The organism is Streptomyces sp. NPDC059080 (assembly GCF_042739975.1).
GTDB classification, from domain to species: domain Bacteria; phylum Actinomycetota; class Actinomycetes; order Streptomycetales; family Streptomycetaceae; genus Streptomyces; species Streptomyces benahoarensis.
The window spans coordinates 137,719-158,566 of the sequence record NZ_JBHYGX010000004.1 but is presented as its reverse complement, the minus strand read 5'-3'; the positions used below and the strand labels follow the sequence as shown (position 1 = coordinate 158,566).

21 protein-coding genes are annotated in these 20,848 nt (G+C 73.4%); 8 read left to right on the top strand and 13 right to left on the bottom strand.

The features are described 5' to 3' along the window. Window positions 1-150: 150 nt before the first annotated feature. The 9 genes from ACFWWQ_RS04515 to ACFWWQ_RS04475 all read right to left on the bottom strand — a co-directional run bounded on the left by ACFWWQ_RS04515 (window position 151) and on the right by ACFWWQ_RS04475 (window position 10,395). Complete coding sequence (locus tag ACFWWQ_RS04515; protein WP_384589948.1) at window positions 151-1,101, bottom strand: 3-oxoacyl-ACP reductase; 951 nt, start codon at window positions 1,099-1,101, stop codon at window positions 151-153. Between the two features lie 63 nt (window positions 1,102-1,164). Beyond that, entirely contained in the window at window positions 1,165-2,241 is a 1,077-nt protein-coding gene (locus tag ACFWWQ_RS04510) for a Zn-dependent alcohol dehydrogenase (RefSeq protein WP_384589945.1), read from the bottom strand. Window positions 2,242-2,367: 126 nt separating this feature from the next. Beyond that, window positions 2,368-3,291, bottom strand: coding sequence for a MaoC/PaaZ C-terminal domain-containing protein (locus ACFWWQ_RS04505; protein ID WP_384589942.1), 924 nt, complete (start codon window positions 3,289-3,291; stop codon window positions 2,368-2,370). Between the two features lie 328 nt (window positions 3,292-3,619). Further along, window positions 3,620-5,059 carry an MFS transporter gene (locus ACFWWQ_RS04500; protein ID WP_384589939.1) on the bottom strand — a complete coding sequence of 480 codons (1,440 nt, stop codon included), beginning with the start codon at window positions 5,057-5,059 and terminating at the stop codon, window positions 3,620-3,622. 161 nt (window positions 5,060-5,220) lie between these two features. After that, the gene (locus ACFWWQ_RS04495; protein WP_384589936.1) at window positions 5,221-6,414 is read right to left on the bottom strand and encodes a lipid-transfer protein; all 1,194 of its coding nucleotides are present in this window, start codon (window positions 6,412-6,414) and stop codon (window positions 5,221-5,223) included. Window positions 6,415-6,467: 53 nt separating this feature from the next. Next, a complete protein-coding gene (locus tag ACFWWQ_RS04490; protein ID WP_384589933.1) occupies window positions 6,468-8,726 on the bottom strand; it encodes an acyl-CoA dehydrogenase in 2,259 nt (752 codons plus the stop codon). 157 nt (window positions 8,727-8,883) lie between these two features. Further along, window positions 8,884-9,207, bottom strand: a complete 324-nt coding sequence (locus ACFWWQ_RS04485; RefSeq protein ID WP_384589930.1) for a DUF397 domain-containing protein — start codon at window positions 9,205-9,207, stop codon at window positions 8,884-8,886. A 151-nt stretch (window positions 9,208-9,358) separates the two neighbouring features. Next, on the bottom strand, window positions 9,359-9,565 hold the full coding sequence (locus tag ACFWWQ_RS04480) for a DUF397 domain-containing protein (RefSeq protein ID WP_384589928.1): 207 nt from the start codon (window positions 9,563-9,565) through the stop codon (window positions 9,359-9,361). Next, window positions 9,562-10,395 carry a Scr1 family TA system antitoxin-like transcriptional regulator gene (locus ACFWWQ_RS04475; RefSeq protein WP_384589925.1) on the bottom strand — a complete coding sequence of 278 codons (834 nt, stop codon included), beginning with the start codon at window positions 10,393-10,395 and terminating at the stop codon, window positions 9,562-9,564. Before ACFWWQ_RS04475 ends, ACFWWQ_RS04480 begins: the two co-directional genes overlap by 4 nt. Window positions 10,396-10,501: 106 nt before the next feature. On the opposite strand from ACFWWQ_RS04475, the gene ACFWWQ_RS04470 reads away from it, so the two are divergent. The 7 genes from ACFWWQ_RS04470 to ACFWWQ_RS04440 all read left to right on the top strand — a co-directional run bounded on the left by ACFWWQ_RS04470 (window position 10,502) and on the right by ACFWWQ_RS04440 (window position 15,699). Then, on the top strand, window positions 10,502-10,759 hold the full coding sequence (locus ACFWWQ_RS04470; RefSeq protein WP_384589922.1) for a hypothetical protein: 258 nt from the start codon (window positions 10,502-10,504) through the stop codon (window positions 10,757-10,759). Beyond that, on the top strand, window positions 10,756-11,220 hold the full coding sequence (locus ACFWWQ_RS04465; RefSeq protein ID WP_384589919.1) for a hypothetical protein: 465 nt from the start codon (window positions 10,756-10,758) through the stop codon (window positions 11,218-11,220). The genes ACFWWQ_RS04470 and ACFWWQ_RS04465 overlap by 4 nt, the downstream gene beginning before the upstream one ends. Continuing rightward, complete coding sequence (locus ACFWWQ_RS04460) at window positions 11,217-11,402, top strand: hypothetical protein (RefSeq protein ID WP_384589916.1); 186 nt, start codon at window positions 11,217-11,219, stop codon at window positions 11,400-11,402. The genes ACFWWQ_RS04465 and ACFWWQ_RS04460 overlap by 4 nt, the downstream gene beginning before the upstream one ends. Window positions 11,403-11,683: 281 nt before the next feature. After that, entirely contained in the window at window positions 11,684-12,343 is a 660-nt protein-coding gene (locus ACFWWQ_RS04455; RefSeq protein ID WP_384589913.1) for a class I SAM-dependent methyltransferase, read from the top strand. 19 nt (window positions 12,344-12,362) lie between these two features. Then, window positions 12,363-13,283: an N-acetylmuramoyl-L-alanine amidase gene (locus ACFWWQ_RS04450; RefSeq protein WP_384589910.1), complete on the top strand. Its 921-nt coding sequence runs from the start codon at window positions 12,363-12,365 to the stop codon at window positions 13,281-13,283. Window positions 13,284-13,482: 199 nt separating this feature from the next. After that, window positions 13,483-14,412: a hypothetical protein gene (locus ACFWWQ_RS04445; protein ID WP_384589907.1), complete on the top strand. Its 930-nt coding sequence runs from the start codon at window positions 13,483-13,485 to the stop codon at window positions 14,410-14,412. A 276-nt stretch (window positions 14,413-14,688) separates the two neighbouring features. Further along, window positions 14,689-15,699 (top strand): LLM class F420-dependent oxidoreductase, encoded by a 1,011-nt coding sequence (locus tag ACFWWQ_RS04440; RefSeq protein ID WP_384589904.1) that lies wholly within the window; start codon window positions 14,689-14,691, stop codon window positions 15,697-15,699. 66 nt (window positions 15,700-15,765) lie between these two features. Here the strand turns inward: ACFWWQ_RS04440 and ACFWWQ_RS04435 are convergent, their stop codons facing one another. From ACFWWQ_RS04435 to ACFWWQ_RS04420, 4 genes are all read right to left on the bottom strand, one after another. After that, window positions 15,766-16,575, bottom strand: coding sequence for a maleylpyruvate isomerase family mycothiol-dependent enzyme (locus tag ACFWWQ_RS04435; RefSeq protein ID WP_384589901.1), 810 nt, complete (start codon window positions 16,573-16,575; stop codon window positions 15,766-15,768). An 86-nt stretch (window positions 16,576-16,661) separates the two neighbouring features. Further along, window positions 16,662-17,732, bottom strand: a complete 1,071-nt coding sequence (locus ACFWWQ_RS04430) for a prenyltransferase (protein WP_384589898.1) — start codon at window positions 17,730-17,732, stop codon at window positions 16,662-16,664. Continuing rightward, a complete protein-coding gene (locus ACFWWQ_RS04425) occupies window positions 17,729-18,463 on the bottom strand; it encodes a class I SAM-dependent methyltransferase (protein WP_384589895.1) in 735 nt (244 codons plus the stop codon). Before ACFWWQ_RS04425 ends, ACFWWQ_RS04430 begins: the two co-directional genes overlap by 4 nt. Window positions 18,464-18,520: 57 nt before the next feature. Further along, complete coding sequence (locus ACFWWQ_RS04420; RefSeq protein ID WP_384589892.1) at window positions 18,521-19,882, bottom strand: glycosyltransferase family 4 protein; 1,362 nt, start codon at window positions 19,880-19,882, stop codon at window positions 18,521-18,523. 241 nt (window positions 19,883-20,123) lie between these two features. Between ACFWWQ_RS04420 and ACFWWQ_RS04415 the strand changes: the two genes are divergently transcribed. Beyond that, window positions 20,124-20,759, top strand: a complete 636-nt coding sequence (locus ACFWWQ_RS04415; protein WP_384589889.1) for a TetR family transcriptional regulator — start codon at window positions 20,124-20,126, stop codon at window positions 20,757-20,759. Window positions 20,760-20,848 lie beyond the last annotated feature (89 nt).

Sequence of the window (20,848 nt, the reverse complement as noted above, 5' to 3'; positions counted from 1 at the left end):
ACTATTTTTATAAGACACGGCGCTTTATCACCCGCCGCCCCGGCGCGTGTCCCGCCCCCGGACCCATTCTCCCGAAGGGGACGGGGGCCGTTGCCGTTGCGGGACGGGCGCCTCGGCCGCCCCGGAACGCGGCTTCCGGACGGGCCGCGCTCAGGCCCGTTTGAGGCCCAGCACCTCGGTGGCGGCGAAGGTCTCCCCCGCCGGGCGCTCCGCGTAGTACGGGGTGAGTACGGCGTCCAGTTCGTCGTGGGTGAAGGTCTCCTGCGCGCTGTCGAACCGGGCGGCGATCCGCGGGCGTTCGGCGACGGCGACCATGCCGCCGTGGACGACCAGCAGCTGTCCGTTGACGCGGGCGGCCGCCGGGGAGGCGAGGTAGCCGACGAGCGGGGCGACGTGTTCCGGCGCCAGCGGGTCGAGGCCGCCGTCGGTGGGTTCGGCGAACCCGGCGAAGACGTCCTCGGTCATCCGGGTGCGGGCGCGCGGGCAGATGGCGTTGGCGGTGACGCCGTACTTGGCGAGCGCCAGCGCGGTGGAGGTGGTCAGGCCGACGATGCCGCCCTTGGCCGCGGCGTAGTTGGGCTGGCCCGCCGATCCGGCGAGGAACGCCTCGGAGGAGGTGTTGACGATCCGGCCGTAGGTGGGCTCGCCGGACGCCTTGGCGCGGCCGCGCCAGTACGCGGCGGCGAAGTGGGTGGTGTTGAAATGGCCCTTGAGGTGGACGCGGATGACGGAGTCCCATTCGTCCTCGGTCATGGAGAAGATCATCCGGTCGCGGAGGATGCCCGCGTTGTTGACCACGATGTCGAGGCCGCCGTAGCCGGCGACGGCCAGTTCGATGAGCTCGCGGGCCTGTGTGTGGTCGGCGACGTCGCCGGTGTGGGCGACGGCCCGGCCGCCGGCCGCGGTGATCTCGGCGACGACCTGGGCGGCGGGGGCGGCGGACGCCTCACCGGAGCCGTCGCGCCCCGGCGCCCCGAAGTCGTTGACGACGACGGCGGCGCCGAGCCGGGCCAGTTCCAGCGCCTCGGCGCGGCCCAGGCCCCGGCCCGCGCCGGTGACGACGGCGGTGCGTCCGTCCAGGGGAAGTGCGGTGCCGGTCAATGCCGTTCCTCTCGGTCGCGGGGGCGGGCGGTCGCGGTGGGTGTGCGGCCGGGGCCCGGACGGTCACAGCTCGATGCAGGTGCGCAGGGAGGTGCCGGTGCGCATCTGGTCGAGGGCGTCGTTGATGTCGTCGAGGCGGACGCGGTGGGTGATCAGCCCTTCGAGGTCGATGCGTCCGGCCCGCCACAGGGCGATGGCACGTGCGTAGGAGCGCAGGACGTCGCCGCCGCCGTAGAGGGAGGGCAGGATGCGCTTCTCGTCGAAGAACAGCTCGAACATGTTGACTTGGAACATGTCGTCGAGGGCGCCCGCGCCGACGATGCAGAGGGTGCCGCCGCGGCGGGTGGTCTCGTAGGCGGTGCGGGCGGTGGCAGACTTGCCGACGACCTCGAAGACGTAGTCGTAGCCCTCGCCGGAGGTGACCTTGGCCTTGGCGTCGGCGAGGGCGTCGGGCGCCAGGGCCTCGGTGGCGCCGAAGCGGAGGGCGGCCTCGCGGCGGGCGGGCACCGGGTCGACGGCGGTGATGTGGGCGGCGCCGCAGGCCCGGGCGCCCTGGATGACGGAGATGCCGACGCCGCCGCAGCCGATGACGGCGACCGACGAACCGGCCTCCACCTTCGCGGTGTTGACGGCGGCGCCGAGGCCGGTGGTGACGCCGCAGCCGATGAGCGCGGCGATGTCGTACGGCACGTCGTCGGGGATGGGGACGGCGCAGTGCGCGGGGACGACGACCTCCTCGGCGAAGGTGCCGGTACCGGCGAAGCCGAAGACGTCCCCGCCGGGCCGTTTGAAGTTGGGCGTCCCGGCGTTCATGAACCCGGCCAGGCACAGATGGCTCTGGCCGCGTTTGCAGGACGGGCAGGTGCCGCAGGCGGGCAGCCAGCACATCAGGACGCGGTCGCCGGGCGACAGGGCGGTGACGCCGTCGCCGACGTCGAGGATCTCGCCGGCGCCCTCGTGGCCGGGGACGAACGGCGCGGGCTGCGGCAGCACCCCGCTCATCGCGGAGAGGTCGGAGTGGCACAGGCCGGTGGCCCGCACCCGCATCCTGACCTTGCCGGGACCGAAACCCACCGCTTCGACGTCGTCGAGGACGTCGAGGGTGTCCTGTCCTGTCTCGTGCTGTACGGCTGCGCGCACGGTGCGGCTCCTTCTCGTACGAACGGACGGTGCGGGGTGCGGGGCGCGGGGGAGATACGGGGCGGGGGGCTACGGGGGGGGGTGTGGGAGGTACAGGGTGCGGATGCGGTGCGGGGCGCGGGTGGGTCAGGTGTGGTCGACGACGGTGTCGGCGAGGACCGGGGCGTCGTCGCGGTCGGCGGCGGTGACCAGCACCTGGATGCGGCCGGGCCCGGGGGCGTCGCGCCACAGCCGCAGGCGCAGCGTCTCGCCGGGGAAGACGACCCCGGCGAAGCGGGTGGTGTAGGCGCGCACCCGGGAGACGTCGCCGTCGAGGGCGGTGTCGACGACGGCCTTGAGGGCGACGCCGTACGAGCACAGGCCATGCAGGATGGGCCGGTCGAACCCGGCGAGCTTCGCGAACGACGGGTCGGCGTGGAGCGGGTTCCAGTCGCCGGAGAGGCGGTAGAGGAGGGCCTGGTCCTCGCGGATGCGGCGTTCGGTGGTGAGGTCGGGGGCGCGTTCGGGCACTTCGATGCGGGCGGACGGGCCGCGGTCGCCGCCGAAGCCGCCCTCGCCGCGGACGAAGATCTGGGTGTCGCAGGTCCACAGCGGCCCGTCGTCGTCGGCGACCTCGGAGCGCAACACGATGACGGCCGCCTTGGTCTTGTCGTACACGGCGGGCACGGTGGAGGTCTGGGTGGCGTGGCCGCGGACCGGGAGGGGGCGGTGGACGGTGACGGTCTGGCCGCCGTGGAGTACGGCGGCCAGGTCGACGTCGATGCCGGGCGCGGCCATGCCCCCGGCGACCGCCATTCCTTCCCCAAGCTCTCGACCCTGTTCGAGCAGGGGAGACCCCATTCCCGCGACGGTGGCGAAGCTGGGCAGCACGTGCAGTGCGCTCTCCAGGGTGTAGCGCAGTTCGTCGGGGTCGGTGGCGGGGCGTTCCTTCTCCGGGGTGGGCGCGCCGGCGCCGATGCCGAGGTGGTAGAGCTGAACGTCCTTGTGGTCCCAGGTGAGTTCGGTGGTCCGCGGCGGGGCGGCGGTGGCCTTGGCGACGTCGATGGGCATCGGGCTGTCTCGCTCCTTAGGGGTCTGAGGACCCCGGCCCGCCGTCCGCACCGTCGACGGGCCGGGGCCGTACCGGTTCGGCGGGGACGCTTCCGGCAGCGCGGGGGCGGGGCGCACCGGGCGGGGGCCGGGCACCCGGTGGGTCCGGGGCGCGCCCACGCTTTTAGAACGCGTTCTAGCCGATGGCCTCCTGTATAGCTGATCCGTCCGGCGCCCGGAACCCCTGACGGGGCGTCAGTTCTGGTGGTGGGGGGCGTACCGGTGACATACGGGGAGGACGGCGCCCGTCGTTCGCCTCTGCCGCGCCGGGCACGGCCCCGCCCGGCGTTCAGCCGTGGGTCGCGTCCTCCTGACGGCGTGGCAGGGCGACGAGCATCAGGACGATGGCGGCCACCAGCACCAGGGCGCCGACGTGGAAGGCCAGGCCGTAGCCGCTGGCCAGGGCCGCGCGGCCGTCGCCGGAGAGGGCGCGGGCGGCGGCGACGGTGGAGAGGACCGACAGGCCCAGCGCGCCGCCCATCTGCCGGGAGGTGTTGATCAGCCCGGAGACCAGACCCTGATCGCCGGGGGCGGCGCCGGAGGTGGCGATGGCGGCGACCGGGGTGGCGGCCAGTCCGGCGCCGAGCGCCATCAGGATGCCGGGGCCCAGCAGGGTGCCGAGGTAGGTGCCGTCGACGCCCATGGCGCCCTGCCAGAACATGCCGCATGCGGAGAGCGCCGCACCGCAGACCGCGAGCGTCTTGGCGCCCACCCGGTGCATCAGCCGCGGGGCGAGCTTCGAGCCGATGACGATGCTCAGCGAGTGCGGGATGAAGGAAAGTCCGGCCCGGAGCGGTGAGTAGCCGAGGACGTTCTGCACGTAGAGGGAGAGGAAGTACCACATGGAGAACATCGCCGCCCCGGACAGCAGCATCGCGGCGTTGGCCGAGGACACCGCCCGCATCCGGAACATGCCGAGCGGCATCAGCGGCGCCTTGGCGCGCGCCTCGACGGCGAGGAAGGCGGCGATGACCACCAGGCCGGAGGCGAAGGGCAGCAGCGCGGCGGCGGAGCCCCAACCGGCCGTCTCCGTCTGCACGATGCCGTAGGCGACGAGCCCGAGACCGCCGGTGGCCAGCAGCGCGCCGGGTATGTCCAGGCGACGGGCGGTGGCCTGGCGGCTCTCGGTGAGCCAGAGCACGGCACCGACCAGCACCAGCGCGCCGACGGGGACGTTGATCAGCAGCACCCAGCGCCACGAGAGGTACTGCGTGAGCACCCCGCCGACCAGCCCGCCGACCGCGCCGCCACCGGCGCCGACCGCCGTCCAGGTGGCGATGGCCCGGGTGCGGGCCGGACCGGTCGGGAAGGACGTCGTCAGGATGGTGAGGGTGGCCGGGGAGAGCACGGCCGCGCCGACGCCCTGGAGGGAGCGGGCCACGATCAGCTGCCAGGGCTGCTGTGCGGCTCCCCCGGCGAGGCTGGCGACGGTGAAGAGCGCCAGCCCGAGGACGAATATCCGCTTACGGCCGAAGAGGTCGGCGGCCCGTCCGCCGAGGAGCATGAATCCGGCGAAGGTGATGACGTAGGCGTTGACGATCCACTGCAGGCCCAGCTCGCTCAGGCCCAGGCCCGTCCGCATGGCGGGCAGTGCGACGTTGACGACGGAGACGTCCAGGATGACGAGGAACTGACCGGCGCAGACCAGCAGCGTCACGAGCCAGCCGGGGGCGGTGCTTCTACGGCGTGCGGGTGCGGGCAGAGCGGTGGACGTGGCAGCAGACGGCATGCGCCCATCGTCGCACCCGCCGGACCGAACAGGTATCGGATATCGGCCCGGCCCCGGCCCCGTCGCAGGTCGCGGGCATGGTCCTAGGACCTATGACCGATGCCGCCCCGGGGAGGCCCGGTTCGGGCCCGCGCAACAGGCCAACCCCCCTCCCTCCGGCGTCACTTGCGGAGCAGCGTCACCACCGCGGCGCCGCCGAGGCCGATGTTGTGGGCGAGGCCGGTCCGGGCCCCGGGCACCTGCCGTCCACCGGCGGTGCCGCGCAGCTGCCACACCAGCTCGGCCGCCTGGGCGAGGCCGGTGGCGCCCAGCGGATGACCCTTGGAGATCAGCCCGCCGGACGGGTTGACCACCCAGCGGCCTCCGTAGGTCGTCCCGCCGTCCGCGACGAGCGCGCCGGACGCGCCCTCGGCGCACATGCCCAGCGCCTCGTAGGTGAGGAGTTCGTTGACGGAGAAGCAGTCGTGCAGCTCGATGACGTCGACGTCCTCGATGCCTAGGCCGCTCGCCTCGTAGACCTGGCGGGCGGCGGCGCGGGTCAGCGGGGTGCCGACGACGTCGGTGCAGGAGCCGGAGGCGAAGCTCTCCTCGGTGTCGGTGGTCATGGCCTGCGCAGCGATCTCGACGGCGCGGTCGGCGAGGCCGTGGGCGTCGACGAACCGCTCGGAGGCGACGACGGCGGCGGCCGCGCCGTCCGAGGTCGGGGAGCACTGGAGCCGGGTCAGCGGGTGGTGGACGACGGGGGCGGCGAGGATTTCCTCGACCGTGTACACGTCCCGGAACTGCGCGTACGGGTTGTGCGCGGAGTGACGGTGGTTCTTGGCGCCGACGGCGGCGAGCTGTTCGGCGGTGGTGCCGTGGCGGTCCATGTGTTCGCGTGCGGCGTTGCCGAAGAGCTGGGCGGTGGGCGGGGTCTTCCCGAAGCCGTGGGTGGCGGCCATCACGCCGTAGTGCCGGGCGACGGGCGACGCCGCGAAGTCGCCGCTCCCGGCGCCCGCGCCGAGCGCGCCGCGCCGCATCTGCTCGAAGCCGAGGGCGAGGACGCAGTCGTTGACGCCCGCCTCGACGAACTGGCGGGCCAGCATCAGGGCGGTGGCGCCGGTCGCGCAGTTGTTGTTGACGTTGTAGACGGGGACGCCGGTCATGCCCAGTCCGTAGACGGCGCGCTGTCCGGCGGTGGAGGGCTGGTGGCAGTAGCCGACGGGGACCTGTTCGACGGCGTCGTAGCCGATCCCGGCGTCGGCGAGGGCGTTGCCGCCCGCCTCCACCGCTAGGTCCCCGTACTGCCGGTCGCCGCTCTCGGGTTTGGTGAAGGGCGTCATTCCGACGCCGATGATGTACGCCTTGCCGGTCATGGGGGCCTCCTGGGCGTCGACGGCCGCGCCCGGGGGCGCGTGCCGGATGCGGGTCAGATAAGAGGGCGGGGCTCGGGGTCACGGGGCAGGCCGAGGAGCCGTTCGGCGACGACGTTGAGCTGGACCTGCGTGGTGCCACCGGCGATGGTCAGGCAGCGCGACATCAGGAAGCCGTGCAGCGCGCGGGCGCCCGGCCCCTCGTCCAGGGCGCCGTCGGGGCCGAGGAGTTCCAGGGCCAGTTCGGCGGTTTTCTGCTGGTGGGCGGTCTGGACGAGTTTGCGGATGCTGGCCCCGGCGCCCGGTTCCTCCCCGGCGACCTGCTGGAGGGTGGTGCGCAGGGCGAGGCAGCCGAGGGCGTGCGCCTCGGCGGCGAGCGCCCCGGCGCGTGCGCGGACGGCGCCGTCGCGGCGCGCGGCACGGCCGAGGAGGGTCGCAAGGCCCGTGCCGAACGTCATCTGGTCGGCCATGTGGACGCGTTCGTTGCCCAGGGTGGTGCGGGCGACCTTCCAGCCGTCGTCGACGGCGCCGACCACCGCGTCGGCGGGCAGCTCCACGCCGTCGAAGTACACCTCGTTGAAGAGCGCGTCGCCGGTGATCTCGCGCAGCGGGCGGACGGTGATGCCGGGGGCGTGCATGTCGACGACGAAGAAGGTCAGGCCGCGGTGTTTGGGGGCGTCGGGGTCGGTGCGGGCGAGGAGGATGCCGTGGTCGGCCTCGCGGGCGGCGGAGGTCCACACCTTCTGGCCGGTGACCCGCCAGCCGTCGGCGGTCCGCTCGGCGCGGGTGCGCAGCGACGCCAGGTCCGATCCGGCCTCGGGTTCGGAGAAGAGCTGGCACCACGCGAGGTCGCCGCGGAGCGTCGGCGGCAGATAGCGGGCGCGCTGCGCCTCGGTGCCGTGGGTGAGGAGGGCGGGGACGACCCAGGTGGCGATGGACAGCCCGGAGATCTCGACCCCGGCGGCGGCCGTCTCCTGCTGGATGGCGAGCTGCTGGACGGGCCCGGCGCCGATCCCGTACGGGGGCGGCAGATGCGGGGCGGCGTACCCGGAGGGCGCGAGCGCGCGGCGGGCGGCGGCCGGGTCGAGGCCCCGGGCGGCGTCGAGGGCGGTACGGGCCTGCCGACGGAACTCCTCGGCGGCGGACGGGAGTTCGAGGTGCAGGGTGCGGCGGGCGCCGTCGGCGGCGAGGCGGACGGCGTGCTGCCGGTGGGCGTCGCCGGGGCCGAGGAGCTGGCGGGTGACGGTGGCCCGGCGCAGATGCAGATGGGCATCGTGTTCCCAGGTGAAGCCGGTGCCGCCGAGGATCTGGATGCAGTCTTTGGCGCAGTCGAAGGCGGCGTCGAGGGCGGTGGCGGTGGCGAGGGCCGCGGCGAGTCCGCGTTCGGCGGGCGGCGCGTCGAGCGCCCGCGCCGCGTCCCAGACCAGCGCCCGGGCCGTCTCGCAGCGGATCAGCATGGTGGCGCACAGGTGCTTGACCGCCTGGAACTGCCCGATGGGGCGCCCGAACTGGACGCGCACGGCGGCGTGTTCGGCGGCGGTACGCAGCGCGCGGGCGGCGGTGCCGCAGCTCTCGGCGGCGTACAGCACCCCGGCGAGGTCCCGGACGAGGTCGGCGTCGACGGCGAGGCGCCGCGCGGCGGGCACGGTCACGGCGTCGGCCCGTACCTCGGCGACGGTCCGGAGCAGGTCCGCCCCGTCCCGCACGCGGACGGTGAGCGCGGCGGCGTCCACGGCGAACCAGAGGGTGGCGGGCGCGTCGTCTCCGGTAGGCCCGGCCTCGGCGTCCGGTGCCTCCCCGGGCGCGCCCCCGTCCCCCGCCGTCTCCCTCGCGGCCAGCAGGATCAGGTCCGCGGGCCCGCCTCCCACGACCGGTGGCGCGACGCCGTCGAGTACGAAGCCGTCGGGCCCGGCGGTGGCGGTGAGAGCGCCCGGTCCGAGGGCGACGGCGCCGATCCGCTCGCCGGTGGCGAGGCGCGCGGCGAGGTCGTCCGCGCCGCCGTGGTGGAGCAGTCCGGCGGCGAGGGCGCTGGGCAGGTACGGGCCGGGGAACAGCGCGGCGCCCAGCTCCTCCAGGACCACCGCGAGGTCGAGCACGGTGCCGCCGCCTCCCCCCAGGCGTTCCGGGAGGTGCGGGGCGAGCAGTCCTTGGGCGGCGAGGTCGTCCCAGTGCGCGGGGCGGGCCGCATCCCCGGGTGTGCCGGAGCCTGCCGCGTCGGCGGCCGCGCGGACCGCCTCGGGCGGCGCGGTCCGCGCGGCCCAACCGCGCACCGCCTCGGCCAGGTCACGTTGTTCCTGCGTGATTCCGATGCCCATGGCGGGCAGACTAGAACACGTTTCAATCTGACGGAAGGTCAGATACGAGATGGATGACGGTACGCCCGCCCGCCCCGCCCGCCGCGCGGCGAACGCCGGGCCCCGCCCGCCCCCCGGAACGGAGGACGAGCGGGGCCCGGTGCCGTACGCGGCCTTCTCAGACCCGGAATTCGCCCGCCTTGACGCCCGCGACGAAGGACGCGAAGGCGGTGGCGGGGACGCTCAGCCGCGGGCCGTCCGGGTTCTTGGAGTCGCGGACGGGGACGACGCCGCGCGAGGCGATGAGGACGGCGGTCACCTCGACGCAGTCGCCGCCGTTGTTGCTATGGGTGGACTTGAACCAACGGTCGGCAGCCACTTCGACGCAGGCGCCGCCGTTGCTGCTGTACGAGGACTTGAACCAGCGGTCGGCGGCCACCTCGACGCACTGGCCGCCATTGCTGCTGTACGAGGACTTGAACCAATGCAGGGGCTCGGTCATCACGGCACTCCCTTTCGCAGCCTTGTCGGCACGCTCATGGATCCTTCCGAGGGTAGAAGCGTGGCGGCGGCGTCCGCGAGAGGGCATACGAAAGCCCCGCCCGGCCTCCGGTCGAGAGGCGGGCGGGGCTTTCGCCATACGTCGGCCTGGCTCAGGCGCGGAACGCGTCCGCCTTCACGCCCGCCACGAAGGACGCGAAGGCGGTGGCGCCGACGCTCAGCGCCGGACCCTGCGGGTCCTTCGAGTCACGGACGGGCACGGTGCCGCGCGAGGCGACGAGGTTGGCGGCGACCTCGATGCAGTCGCCGCCGTTGTCGCTGTACGAGGACTTGACCCAACGGGGGGATTCGGTCGTCACGGGGTGCCCTTTCTCAACTGGCTGATCATGGCCACGGTTTCCGCCTGGGAGAGCGCTTCGGCCTGTAGCTGATGGTAGGCGGTCAGGACCGGCATGACGGAAGTCGGTTCGCGGTCGAAGTTCCCTTGGGCCTGGGACTCCGCGTAGCACATGACGGACCGGTCGGCCATGGTCAGCAGGTTCACCGGCAGATTGAACGCGCGGCGCTCTCCTATCGTGAACGGCGCCACCTGAAGCACGGTGTTGGGCCGGTCCGCGAACTCGATCAGCCGGTCGAGCTGCGGCTCCATGACCTCGTCACCGCCGACCCATCGGCGGATGCAGCTCTCGTCCATCACCACCATCACCATGGGCGGGCGGGTCCGTTCCAGCGCGGCTTGGCGCTCCGCGAGGAAATCGACGCGTTCGAGGGCCTGCTCCGGCGAGATGGCGCCTCGGCGCACGGCGCTCTCCGCCAACACCCGTGCGTACTCCGGGGTCTGCATCAGCCCGGGGATGATCCCGATCTGATACAGCCGCAGCTCCACCGCCCGCCCCTCGTACCCCACGTACTCGGGGAAGCCCTCCAGCAGTGAGCCCTGCCGGAGTTCGCGCCACTGGCGGTCGAAGGTGTCAGCTCCCTCCAGGCCGAATGCCCTGTCCGCGCTACGCGAAAAGCGCAGAGTAGGAGGCTTACGAGCAGTTTCCACGGCCGAGATGTGCACGCTGGAATAGCCCATCAACTCGGCCAGATGGTCCTGGGTCCAACCACGCGCCTCCCGCATGCTGCGCAGGCGGGCGCCGTAAGCCGCTCTGAGCGAGGCGTCCGGGTTCAACTCCTTGATGTTCACGGGCTTTCACTGACCTTCCGTCCTCTTCCGACAGGTTGAACGCCCTTCCGACGCTAGGCCACGCTGCACCTCCCTGGTAGTGGAATGGCTACAGAGAGGAACCATCGTGTCTGTCGAACGGGAGTCCGGAAAGCGCGATCAGGTCCCGTACCGCCCGATGCCCGGCGAACTCGTCGCGGACGCCGACCGCCGCTGTCTCGCCATCGCCAAGGGGGAGTTGGCCGGGGCGTGGTCCCTGCGGTCGCTGACCGGCGGGGTGGAGTGGATCGCCGATGCCGCGCACCTGCGCCGCCCGTCCCGCGCCGAGCGGCTGATCGCAGGGATCACGCTCGTCAACGCGCGCAGCCGGGGGGAGATCCTGTGACCGGTTATCTCGCCGAAGTCCGCCTGGAGAGGCGGCAGCCGCACTCCGACGCCGGGGCCACGCACACCGTCGGCGCGCTGTGGACCGTCTCCCCCGTCCTCGCCGTCCGCTGGCTCCGCGGACAGGCGCTCCGCCTCGCCGAACGGATCGCCCCCGAACCCGTCCGCTCCCCGTGGGCGTGGCTGACGCGCGAGGCGGACGACGCACCGGACCACGCCGCGAAGGTACGCGCCTGGGCCTGGGACGCGGGCGAGGAACGGGCCGCCCGCGCACACATCAAACGTGGTCACGCCCTCTTCGTCAGCCTCCCGGACGGCGACCGCCTCCACACCCTCAGCATCTGGCCGGGCCAGCCACCCGGCGCCCGGGACCACGCCCCGCCGGAACCCTTCCGACACCGCATCGGCGGGCTCACCCACCCCCTCCACGTCCTCGCCGAAGACCCCTGGAGCCACCCGTGAACGCCCACCCCGCCAGCCACCACACACCTCCCGCGCCGCCCCGCGCCGGCACCGTCGGCGACGATGTCCTCCGCGTCCACGAGCTCATCGGCGCCGACGACCCCCGCCCCCAATGCGGCGCCGGAAAAGATGAACCCGTCGATGAATGGCGCCGCGCGGTCAACTGCCCGGACTGCCGGTAGCGGCGGCCCTTTCCCGCTTCTCCGTTTCCGCCGCCCCGCCCCCGTATCCCGCAGGCGCATTGCCGGTATTCCGGTGCCCCGGAAAAGTCGCCGCACCCCTTCCCGGAGGGCGCGGGAATCAGCCCCCGGAATACGGACCCGATTCCCCGCTTTCCGGATTTCCGGGCCGCCACCGCCCGCTCCCGCCCCACCCGCGGCGGCGTGGATCCCGTACGGCACGATGAGCCACCGGCGCCGCCGCCGGGCGGCCGCCGACCGGACCGTACGACCAGGAGGACGCCATGGCCGCTGTGCCCGCCGACGTTCAGATCGCGCCGCAGACCCTCGCCGCCTTCGAGGCGGCCAAGGGGTTCATGCCCGTGGACGAGGGGCGGGCGCTGTACGCCGCCGCGGTGGAGGCGGCGGCGCTCGGGCTGCCGTTGCTGGAGGTCGGCACGTACTGCGGGCGGTCCACGATCCTGCTCGCCGACGCGGCGCGCGCCGCCGGGGTGACGGCGCTCACCGTCGATCACCACCGGGGCAGCGAGGAGCAGCAGCCGGGCTGGGAGTACCACGATCCGTCGGTGGTGGACGCGGAGGTGGGCCGGATGGACACGCTGCCGACGTTCCGCCGCACGCTGCACGCGGCCGGTCTGGAGGACCACGTCATCGCGCTGGTCGGGCGGTCGCCGCAGGTCGCGGCGGTGTGGGGGGCGCCGGTCGGGCTGGTCTTCGTGGACGGCGGGCACACCGACGAACACGCCACCGCCGACTACGAGGGCTGGGCGCCGCACCTCGCGGAGGGCGGACTGCTGGTCATCCACGACGTGTTCGCGGACCCGGCGGACGGCGGGCAGGCGCCGTACCGGATCTACCGGCGGGCGCTGGAATCCGGTGCGTTCACCGAGATCTCGGCCTGCCGTTCCCTGCACGTACTGCGGCGCACCGGGCCCGGAATCTGAGCGGGCTACCATCACCGACGTGTTCTCCGGCCCCTCCCCCAAGTCCACCCTGTCGCCCGAGCCCCGTCGTCGCGCGCGCGGCATCCTCGTCGCCGTCCTGCTGGTGGCGGTGGTCGCCGCCGGGGCGGTGGGCTGGTTCCGCTGGCGGCCGGGCGGCGGCGAGTCCCCGCGGGCCGCGGCGCCGTCGCCGCACGGCGCGTCCGCCGCACCCGCCCCGTCGCACGGCCCCACCGGGCACGGCGCGGGCCACGGCGCCCCGGAGCACGCCGAGCTGAGCGGCAAGGTCGTCGTCCTCGACCCGGGCCACAACCTCCGCAACCGTGACCACGGAGCGGAGATCGCCCGCCAGGTGGACGTCGGCAACGCCCGTAAGGAGTGCGACACCACCGGCACCGCCACGGACGACGGCTACGCCGAGGCGTCGTTCACGCTGGATGTCGCGCGGCGGGCGCGGGCGCTGCTCCGGCAGGAGGGCGTGAAGGTCGTGTTCACGCAGGACGGCGACCGGCCGTACGGTCCGTGCGTCGACGAGCGGGCGGCCCTGGGCAACACCGCGCACGCCGATGCCGCGGTATCGGTGCATGCGGACGGTTCGGCGGTGGGCAACCGCGGCTTCCATGTGATCCTTCCGGCGCGGGTCACCGCGGGCAAGGCGGACACCTCCGCGATCGTGGCGCCGTCGCGGGCGCTCGGCGAGCGACTGGCCGGGCGATTCGTGGCGGCAACAGGCAGCGCCCCTTCCAATTACGTTGGCAACGGAACGGGCCTCGACGTCCGTTCCGATCTCGGCGGTCTCAATCTTTCGAAGGTGCCGAAGGTCTTCATCGAGTGCGGCAATATGCGCGATCCGAAGGACGCCGCGCAATTGACCGATCCGCAGTGGCGGCAAAAGGCCGCGCGCGGCATCGCCGAGGGCATTACGGACTTCTTGGAGCATTGAGACGGACCCTCCGGAACGCCGGGCGCGGAATGCGCCTTCACAGGTTCCCGGTGTTCCCTTGCCGTGTACCGACCGGCAGGACGGCCCGCCCGCCCGGGCGATAGGTTCGCCTTTACGATGGGGGGCCACCGCCGCGCCTCCCGCCGCGTACACGAGCGACAGCGACGATCCGAACCCGAAACCGACAAAGGACCCTTACGTGAACATCCGCTCCCTCAGTCGAGGTGACGGCGTGGTGACCGGAGCAGCGGTGTTGCTGTTCATCGCCTCGTTCCTCCCCCTCTATTCAATCGGCGCTTCCGACTGTGTCGGCAAGTACTGCCCGGCGCCGTCCTCGGGCCCCAACGCCTGGGACGCGCTGCAGCTGCTGATGAGCGTGTACCTCGCGGGCGTCATCGCCGCGGCCCTGATCGTCCTGGCGCGGGCGCTGCCGCAGCCCCCGAAGGTCCTCGGCCTGGAGCTGGGCCAGATCGGCGTCGTGCTGTCCGTGTTCGTCGCCTGGACCGAGTTCTGGTGGATCGTCAGCGGCAGCGGCGCCTCGGCCGGCATGATCCTCGGTCTGATCGGCGCGCTGGCGCTGGCCGCGGGGGCCGTCGCCACGCCGCTGGTCCCGGCCCTGAAGGCGCCGCTGCTCGGCGCCCCGAAGCCGCAGACCGCCTCTCCGTACGGCACCGGTCCGCAGCCGGGGTACGGCTACCCGGGCACGCAGCAGCAGCCGCAGCCGCAGGGCCAGGGGTACGGCTACCCCGGCGGCGGTCAGCAGCAGCCCGACCCGGCGCAGCAGAGCTACGGCGGTCAGCAGCCCGACCCGGCACAGCAGAGCTACGGCGGTCAGCAGCAGCCCGACCCGGCGCAGCAGAGCTACGGCGGCCAGCAGCCCGCTCCTGCGGGCGGCACGGCCGGCGGCGCGCAGGGCGCGGCGGCCCCCGCGGAGTTCGCGGCGTTCTGGTTCGCGGTGCCGGTGGCGCGTCCGCTCTACGGCGAGGACGGTTCGCCGTCGCCGATCGCGGAGCTGGCGCCCGGCACCTGGTACCTCGCGGTGGAGCAGCGCGGCCAGGCCCTGATCGCGCAGACCCAGGACGGCCGTCGCGGCCTCCTCCAGGACACCACCGGCATCCAGCGCGGCTGACGCACCGCGCAACCGGTATCCGGCGCGACTGACGCACCGCGCAACCGGCGTACGACGGCCCCCTCGCCTTTCCGGCAGGGGGCCTTCGTGTGGTCCGGGGGCGGGGCGAGGCCGTTGCGGCGCGTCTGGGCTCGGGGCCGCTGCGCCGTGCGGCGCCGCGCGAGAGGCCATTGCACCGGCCGTCGTCGGGTCGTACAGTGCGCCCACCCGGCCGCTTCTGACACTACGTCAGTTCTGGTGCGGGCTCTGCGGTTTCCGGCGGTGGGAGGGGCGGGCATGCGACTGGGGCTGGCGCTCGGCTACTGGGGCCGCGGCCCCGACCCCCGCCATCTGGAGCTGGCCCGCGAGGCCGAACGGCTCGGCTACGCCTCGGTGTGGACCGCGGAATCCTGGGGTTCGGACGCGTTCACCGCGCTCACCTGGATCGCCGCACACACCTCCCGTATCGCCCTGGGCACCTGCATCGCGCAGATGGCCGCGCGCACCCCGACGGCCACCGCGATGCACGCGCTCACCCTCGACCATCTCTCCGGCGGGCGGCTGCTGCTGGGCCTGGGGCTGTCCGGGCCGCAGGTCGTCGAGGGCTGGTACGGGCGGCCGTTCCCGGCGAGCCCGCTGACCGCGACCCGCGAGTACGTCGACGTGGTCCGCCAGGTGCTGCGGCGCGGCGCCCCGGTGACGTCGGACGGGACATACCACCCGCTGCCCTACCGGGGCGCCGACGGCACCGGGCTCGGCAAACCGCTGAAGCCGATCACCCACCCGCTCCGCCCGGACCTGCCGGTGCTGCTCGGCGCGGAGGGCCCGAAGAACATCGCGCAGACCACCCGCATCGCGGACGGCTGGCTGCCGCTGTACTGGTCGCCGCTGCGCACCGGCGTGTACGAGGCGTCGCTGCGCGAGGCGCCCGAAGGCTTCCGGATCGCGCCGATGGCACGGGCCGTGGTCTGCGACGACGTCGCCGAGGGACTGTGGCCGGTCAAGGCGATGCTCGGCTTCTACATCGGCGGCATGGGGCACGCCGCGAAGAACTTCCACGCCCGGCTGATGGCACGGATGGGCTTCGCCGAGGAGGCGCACCGGGTCCAGGAACTGTTCCTGGCGGGCCGCCGGGACGAGGCGGTACGGGCCGTGCCGGACGCGTTCGCCGACGAGATCTCGCTGGTGGGGCCGCGGGAGCGGATCGCGGAACGGCTGGAGCTGTGGCGGACCGGCCCGGTCACCGACCTGCTGGTGACCGCGCCTGATCCGCACACGCTGCGGGTGCTGGCGGAGCTGACGACGTGACGACCTGACGGTGTGACGGCTTGACTCGTGACGGCGCGACGGCCGACGCGGCTCCGGGCCCGTCCCTCAGCCGAACGTCGCGTACGCCAGCCACCCGTCGAGCACGTCGCGGTCGCCGATGACCTCGACGCGGTCGCTGTCGGCGGGCAGCCGCTGGAAGGCGAGCAGGAGGAGGTCGGTGAGCGGACCGCGGACCGCCACGGTGGCCTTCTCGTGGGCGCGGCGGTGGACGACGTGGTCGCCGCTCAGGTCGAGGAACCACTCGGCGTTCAGCTCGGGCGGGGTGTCGGTGGCGTGCAGATGGACGGAGCGGCCGGGGGCGAACGGCGACTCCAGGCCCTCGCGGGCGGCCAGCCGCGCCGCGACCTCGGGCACCTCGCCCAGCTGGAACCACTCCTCCAGGCAGTCCGCCGCGACCTCCGGGGCGACCTCGAACGGCACCCCGGCGGCCAGCGCGGCGTCGGCGCGGTGCACGACCGTCTCGTGGACCATCCGCCGCGACCAGAACCCGGCCCGCCGCTCCGGCGTCCACGTCCACACCGCGGCCTCCGGACCGGCCTCGCGCAGCGCCCGTACGGTCTCCTCGGCGCCCTCGGCGAGCCAGCGGTCCAGCGCGTCCGGATCGTCACCCTCGGGGCCCTGGACGTCCGGGATGTCGGTGAACGGGACGGCCTCGGTGGCGCGGCGGGCGACCATCGTCCCGCCCCAGCGGTGCGCGCCGCCGACGTGCCGGACGAGGTCGGCGAGCGTCCAGTCGGGGCACGTCGGCACCGTGGCGGTGAGGTCCGCGCCGCGCACGGTGTCGCGGAACGCCTCGGCCTCCGCGAGGACTTCGGCGCAGTACCGCTCGTGGCTGAGTGATCCTTGGAGTCTCATGGCGGCACCGTAATACAGCGGTTTCCGGAGCGCGCGGGCATTTCCCGAACACTCCGGCGAGTTCTTTCCGCCTCCCGTGGACGGCGTCAGCGGCAGCAGTCCGGGGCGAGACCCGTGGGCAGGTTTTCGCCGCCGAAGACCGAGGTGGTGGCCTCGTCGCCGCCGAGCGCCGCCACCGCGAGCAGCAGCGAACCGGCGGTCCAGGAGGTCCGCTCCTGTGGCCAGATCGCCTCGTCGTCGAAGACGTACCCGGTCCAGTACATGCCGTCGTCGGCGCGCAGATGCTGGATCCAGCCGAGGATCTGCACGGCGCGGTCGGACTCGCCCATCACCCAGAGCGCAAGCGCCAGTTCGGCGCTCTCGCCGCCGGTGACCCACGGGTTGGGCAGGACGCAGCGCACGCCCAGCCCGGGGACGACGAACGCGTCCCAGTGTGCGTCGATCCGGGCCCGGGCGGCGGCGCCGCGGACCGCGCCGCCGAGGATCGGGTAATACCAGTCCATGGAGTAGCGGGACTTGTCGAGGAACCGCTCGGGGTGCTCGCGCAGCGCGTGGCCGAGGCTGCCGAGCGCCAGCTCCCAGTCGGGCTGCGGCTCCTCCCGCTGCTCGGCCATGGCCAGCGCGCACCGCAGGGCCTGGTGCACGGAGGACGAGCCGGTCAGCAGCGCGTCGGTGACGGGCGTGCCGTCGTCCTCCCGCTTCCAGCCGATCTCGCCGCCGGGCTGCTGGAGCGCGAGGACGAACTCGGTCGCGGCGTGGACGGCGGGCCACATCCGGTCGAGGAACGCCTCGTCGCCGGTGGACAGGAAGTGGTGCCAGACACCGACCGCGAGGTAGGCGCAGAAATTAGTCTCCCGGCCACGGTCGGTGGGCTCGTCCGCGTCGCCGTCGGCGTACGCCGCGTACCAGGAACCGTCGGGGTTCTGGGTGCGGCGCAGCCAGTCGTACGCCGCCGCGGCGCGCTCGTGCTCACCGGCGGTGTCCAGCGCCATGGCGGCCTCGGTGTGGTCCCACGGGTCGAGGTGGTGGCCGCGGAACCAGGGGATGGCGCCGTCCGTGCGCTGGGTGGCGAGGATGCCGGCGACCGTACGGGCGGCCTGTTCGGCGGTGAGCACCCCGGGGAGGACGAGGCGTTCGGTGCGGCCCGGGCTCGTCACTTGGCAGCCGCCTCGGGCAGGTGCGGCTTGGTGGCGTAGGCGACGAAGCTCTTGCCGATGAGCGGGTTGAGCGCCTGTTCGGCGACCCGGGTGGCCAGCGGTTTCTTCATGATGTCCCAGACCAGCAGCTTGTGGTACGCCTTCACCGGCAGCGCCTGGTCGTTATCGACCCCGAAGGCGCATTTCAGCCACCAGTAGGGGCTGTGCAGTCCGTGGGCGTGGTGGGTGCCGTACGGCTTGAGTCCGGCGGCGCGCATCTTGGTGAGGAGTTCGTCGCCGCGGTAGATGCGGATGTGGCCGCCCTCGACCTCGTGGTAGGCGTCGCTCAGCGCCCAGCAGATCTTCTCGGGGCCGTAGCGCGGGACGGTGACGGCTATGCGGCCGCCGGGGCGCAGCACCCGCACCATCTCGGCGAGGACACCCTTGTCGTCGGGGATGTGCTCCATGACCTCGGAGATGATCACGACGTCGAAGGAGTCGTCGGGGAACGGCAGGGCCAGCGCGTCGCCCTCCATGGCGGTGGCGGTGGCACCGGCGGGCGCCTCACCCGCCTCCTCCATGGCGGCGAACCACGTGGCGACCTCGCGGATCTCGTCGGCGTTCCGGTCGAGGGCGACGACCTGCGCGCCGCGGCGATAGCACTCGAAGGCGTGGCGACCGGCGCCGCAGCCCAGGTCGAGCACGCGGTCGCCCGGGGCGAGCGGGAAGCGGGAGAAGTCGACGGTCAGCACGGCGTTCTGCTTTCGTCCGGCGGGGCGGGTCGGGGGGACACAGGGGCGGTTGCGGGGCTACACGCGCGCGGCGGCGCGGCGGGCGGGGGCGGCGCCGGACTGACGGGCGAGGGCCTCGCGGTAGCGCTCGGCGGTGCCGAGGGCGGCCTGACGCCAGGTGAAACGGGCGAGGACCCGTTCGCGTCCCGCGGCGCCCAGGCGGCGGCGGAGGCCGGCGTCGCCGAGGAGGCGGAGCAGTCCGCCGGCGAGGGCTCCGGCGTCGCCCGGCGGCACGGCGAGGCAGGTCTCGCCGTCGGGCCCGGCGACCTCGGGGATGGCGCCGCCGGTGGTGGCGAGCAGCGGGGTGCCGGTGGCCATCGCCTCGGCGGCGGGCAGCGAGAACCCTTCGTAGAGGGAGGGGACGCAGGCGATCTGGGCGCCGCGCACCAGGTCGACCAGTTCGGCGTCGGTGATGCCCTTGACGAACTCGATGGCGCCGGAGAGGCCGAGACGTTCGACGGCGGCGGCCACCGGCCCGTCGTCGGCGCGCCTGCCGACCACGACGAGGTGCGCGTCGGGGTGCTCCGTACGGACCTTGCCGAGCGCTTCGACGAGGTGGATCAGGCCCTTGAGGGGGACGTCGGCGCTGGAGGTGGTGACGATGCGGCCGGGCACCTCGGGGACGGACGGGTCCGGGGAGAAGAGGTCCGTGTCGGCGCCGATGGGCACGACATGGATGCGGTCGCCGCGTACGCCGAGGTCGTCGATGATCTCCTGACGGGAGGAGCCGGAGACGGTCAGGACGGACGGCAGGCGGCGGGCGACGCGCTTCTGCATACGGGTGAAGCCGTACCAGCGGCGGACGGAGAGGCGGCGGCCCACTCCGTCGGCGGCGGCGAGGTCGAGGCGCCGGTCGACGGTGATGGGGTGGTGGACGGTGGTGACCAGCGGGGCGCCGAGCGCGCCGGGGCCGCCGAGCAGGCCGTAGCCGAGGGTCTGGTTGTCGTGGACGACGTCGAACTCGCCGCGGCGGGCGGCGAGATGGCGCCGAGCCCGCAGGGAGAAGGTGAGCGGTTCGGGGAAGCCGCCGGTCCACATGGTGGCGACCTCCAGCGCGTCGATCCAGTCGCGGTACTCGCCGCGCTTCGGCGTGCGGAACGGGTCGGGCTGGCGGTAGAGGTCGAGGCTGGGCAGCTCGGTGAGCGGGACGCCCTCGTCGAGCACCGGGTAGGGCTGGGCGCCGATGACCTCGACGGTGTGCCCGAGGCGGGCCAGTTCACGGGAGAGGTGCCGTACGTAGACGCCCTGTCCGCCGCAGAACGGGTTCCCCTTGTACGTCAGCATCGCGATGCGCAGGGGGTCGTCGTGGTGCGGCCGGGCGGTGGTGGAGGGAGCGCCGCCGGGGCGGGGCGCCGCTGCCTGGACGGCCTCTGCGGTCACGCGCGGCCCCCTTCCTCACTGGACGTCCGCCGGAGCGTAACCGCTGGCGGTAATCTAGAACAAGTTTCAGAACTGAATGGCTACTGATCAGTTCACGATCTGTTGAATCTACCGGCCGGGCACGGGCCACGAAGAGCCGCATCGGGTGATTCGCGCCACGGCCGGAGCCCCTGCCATGCTGTGCCGATCGCACCACCGGCACGGCACCGCATTGCGGACGAAATGCCATGGAATGGGACATATGACTACGGAATCCAGGGCGGCCAGGCCGGTACTTCCCGCGAGTCCACCCCTGACCGAACGTCAGGAGGCGCGGCGCCGACGCATCCTGCACGCCAGCGCCCGACTGGCCGGCCGCGGCGGCTTCGACGCCGTCCAGATGCGCGAGGTCGCCGAATCCTCCGGCGTCGCCCTCGGCACCCTCTACCGCTACTTCCCGTCCAAGGTGCACCTGCTGGTCGCCACCATGCAGGATCAGCTCCAACACCTGCACGCCACGCTCCGCAAACGCCCGCCGTCCGACGAGGACCCCGGCGCCCGCGTCGCCCAGACCCTCATGCGGGCGTTCCGCGCCCTCCAGCGCGAACCCCACCTGGCCGACGCCATGGTGCGCGCCCTCACCTTCGCCGACCGCTCCGTCAGCCCCGAGGTCGACACCGTCTCCCGCCTCACCACCACGATCATCCTCGACGCCATGAACCTCGACGGCCCGCCCACCCCCGAACAGCTCTCCGCCGTCCGCGTCATCGAGCACACCTGGCACTCCGCGCTGATCACCTGGCTGTCGGGGCGTGCGTCCATCGCTCAGGTGAAGATCGATATCGAGATGGCGTGCCGGTTGATCGGGGTGACGGGGGGTGGGGGCGGGAGGGCCTAGCTCCGGCGGGTGGGGTTGGCTTCGGCGGGTGGGGTTGGCTTCGGCGGGTGGGGTTGGCTTCGGCGGGTGGGGTTGGCTTCGGCGGGTGG

Bases quoted from the DNA above. Each gene is read 5' to 3' on its own strand.
- ACFWWQ_RS04505 (WP_384589942.1), bottom strand. From the start codon at position 3,291: ATGCCCATCGACGTCGCCAAGGCCACCGCCGCCCCGCCGCGGACCACC.
- ACFWWQ_RS04500 (WP_384589939.1), bottom strand. From the start codon at position 5,059: ATGCCGTCTGCTGCCACGTCCACCGCTCTGCCCGCACCCGCACGCCGT.
- ACFWWQ_RS04495 (WP_384589936.1), bottom strand. From the start codon at position 6,414: ATGACCGGCAAGGCGTACATCATCGGCGTCGGAATGACGCCCTTCACC.
- ACFWWQ_RS04490 (WP_384589933.1), bottom strand. From the start codon at position 8,726: ATGGGCATCGGAATCACGCAGGAACAACGTGACCTGGCCGAGGCGGTG.
- ACFWWQ_RS04485 (WP_384589930.1), bottom strand. From the start codon at position 9,207: ATGACCGAGCCCCTGCATTGGTTCAAGTCCTCGTACAGCAGCAATGGC.
- ACFWWQ_RS04455 (WP_384589913.1), top strand. From the start codon at position 11,684: ATGGCCGCTGTGCCCGCCGACGTTCAGATCGCGCCGCAGACCCTCGCC.
- ACFWWQ_RS04440 (WP_384589904.1), top strand. From the start codon at position 14,689: ATGCGACTGGGGCTGGCGCTCGGCTACTGGGGCCGCGGCCCCGACCCC.
- ACFWWQ_RS04435 (WP_384589901.1), bottom strand. From the start codon at position 16,575: ATGAGACTCCAAGGATCACTCAGCCACGAGCGGTACTGCGCCGAAGTC.
- ACFWWQ_RS04415 (WP_384589889.1), top strand. From the start codon at position 20,124: ATGACTACGGAATCCAGGGCGGCCAGGCCGGTACTTCCCGCGAGTCCA.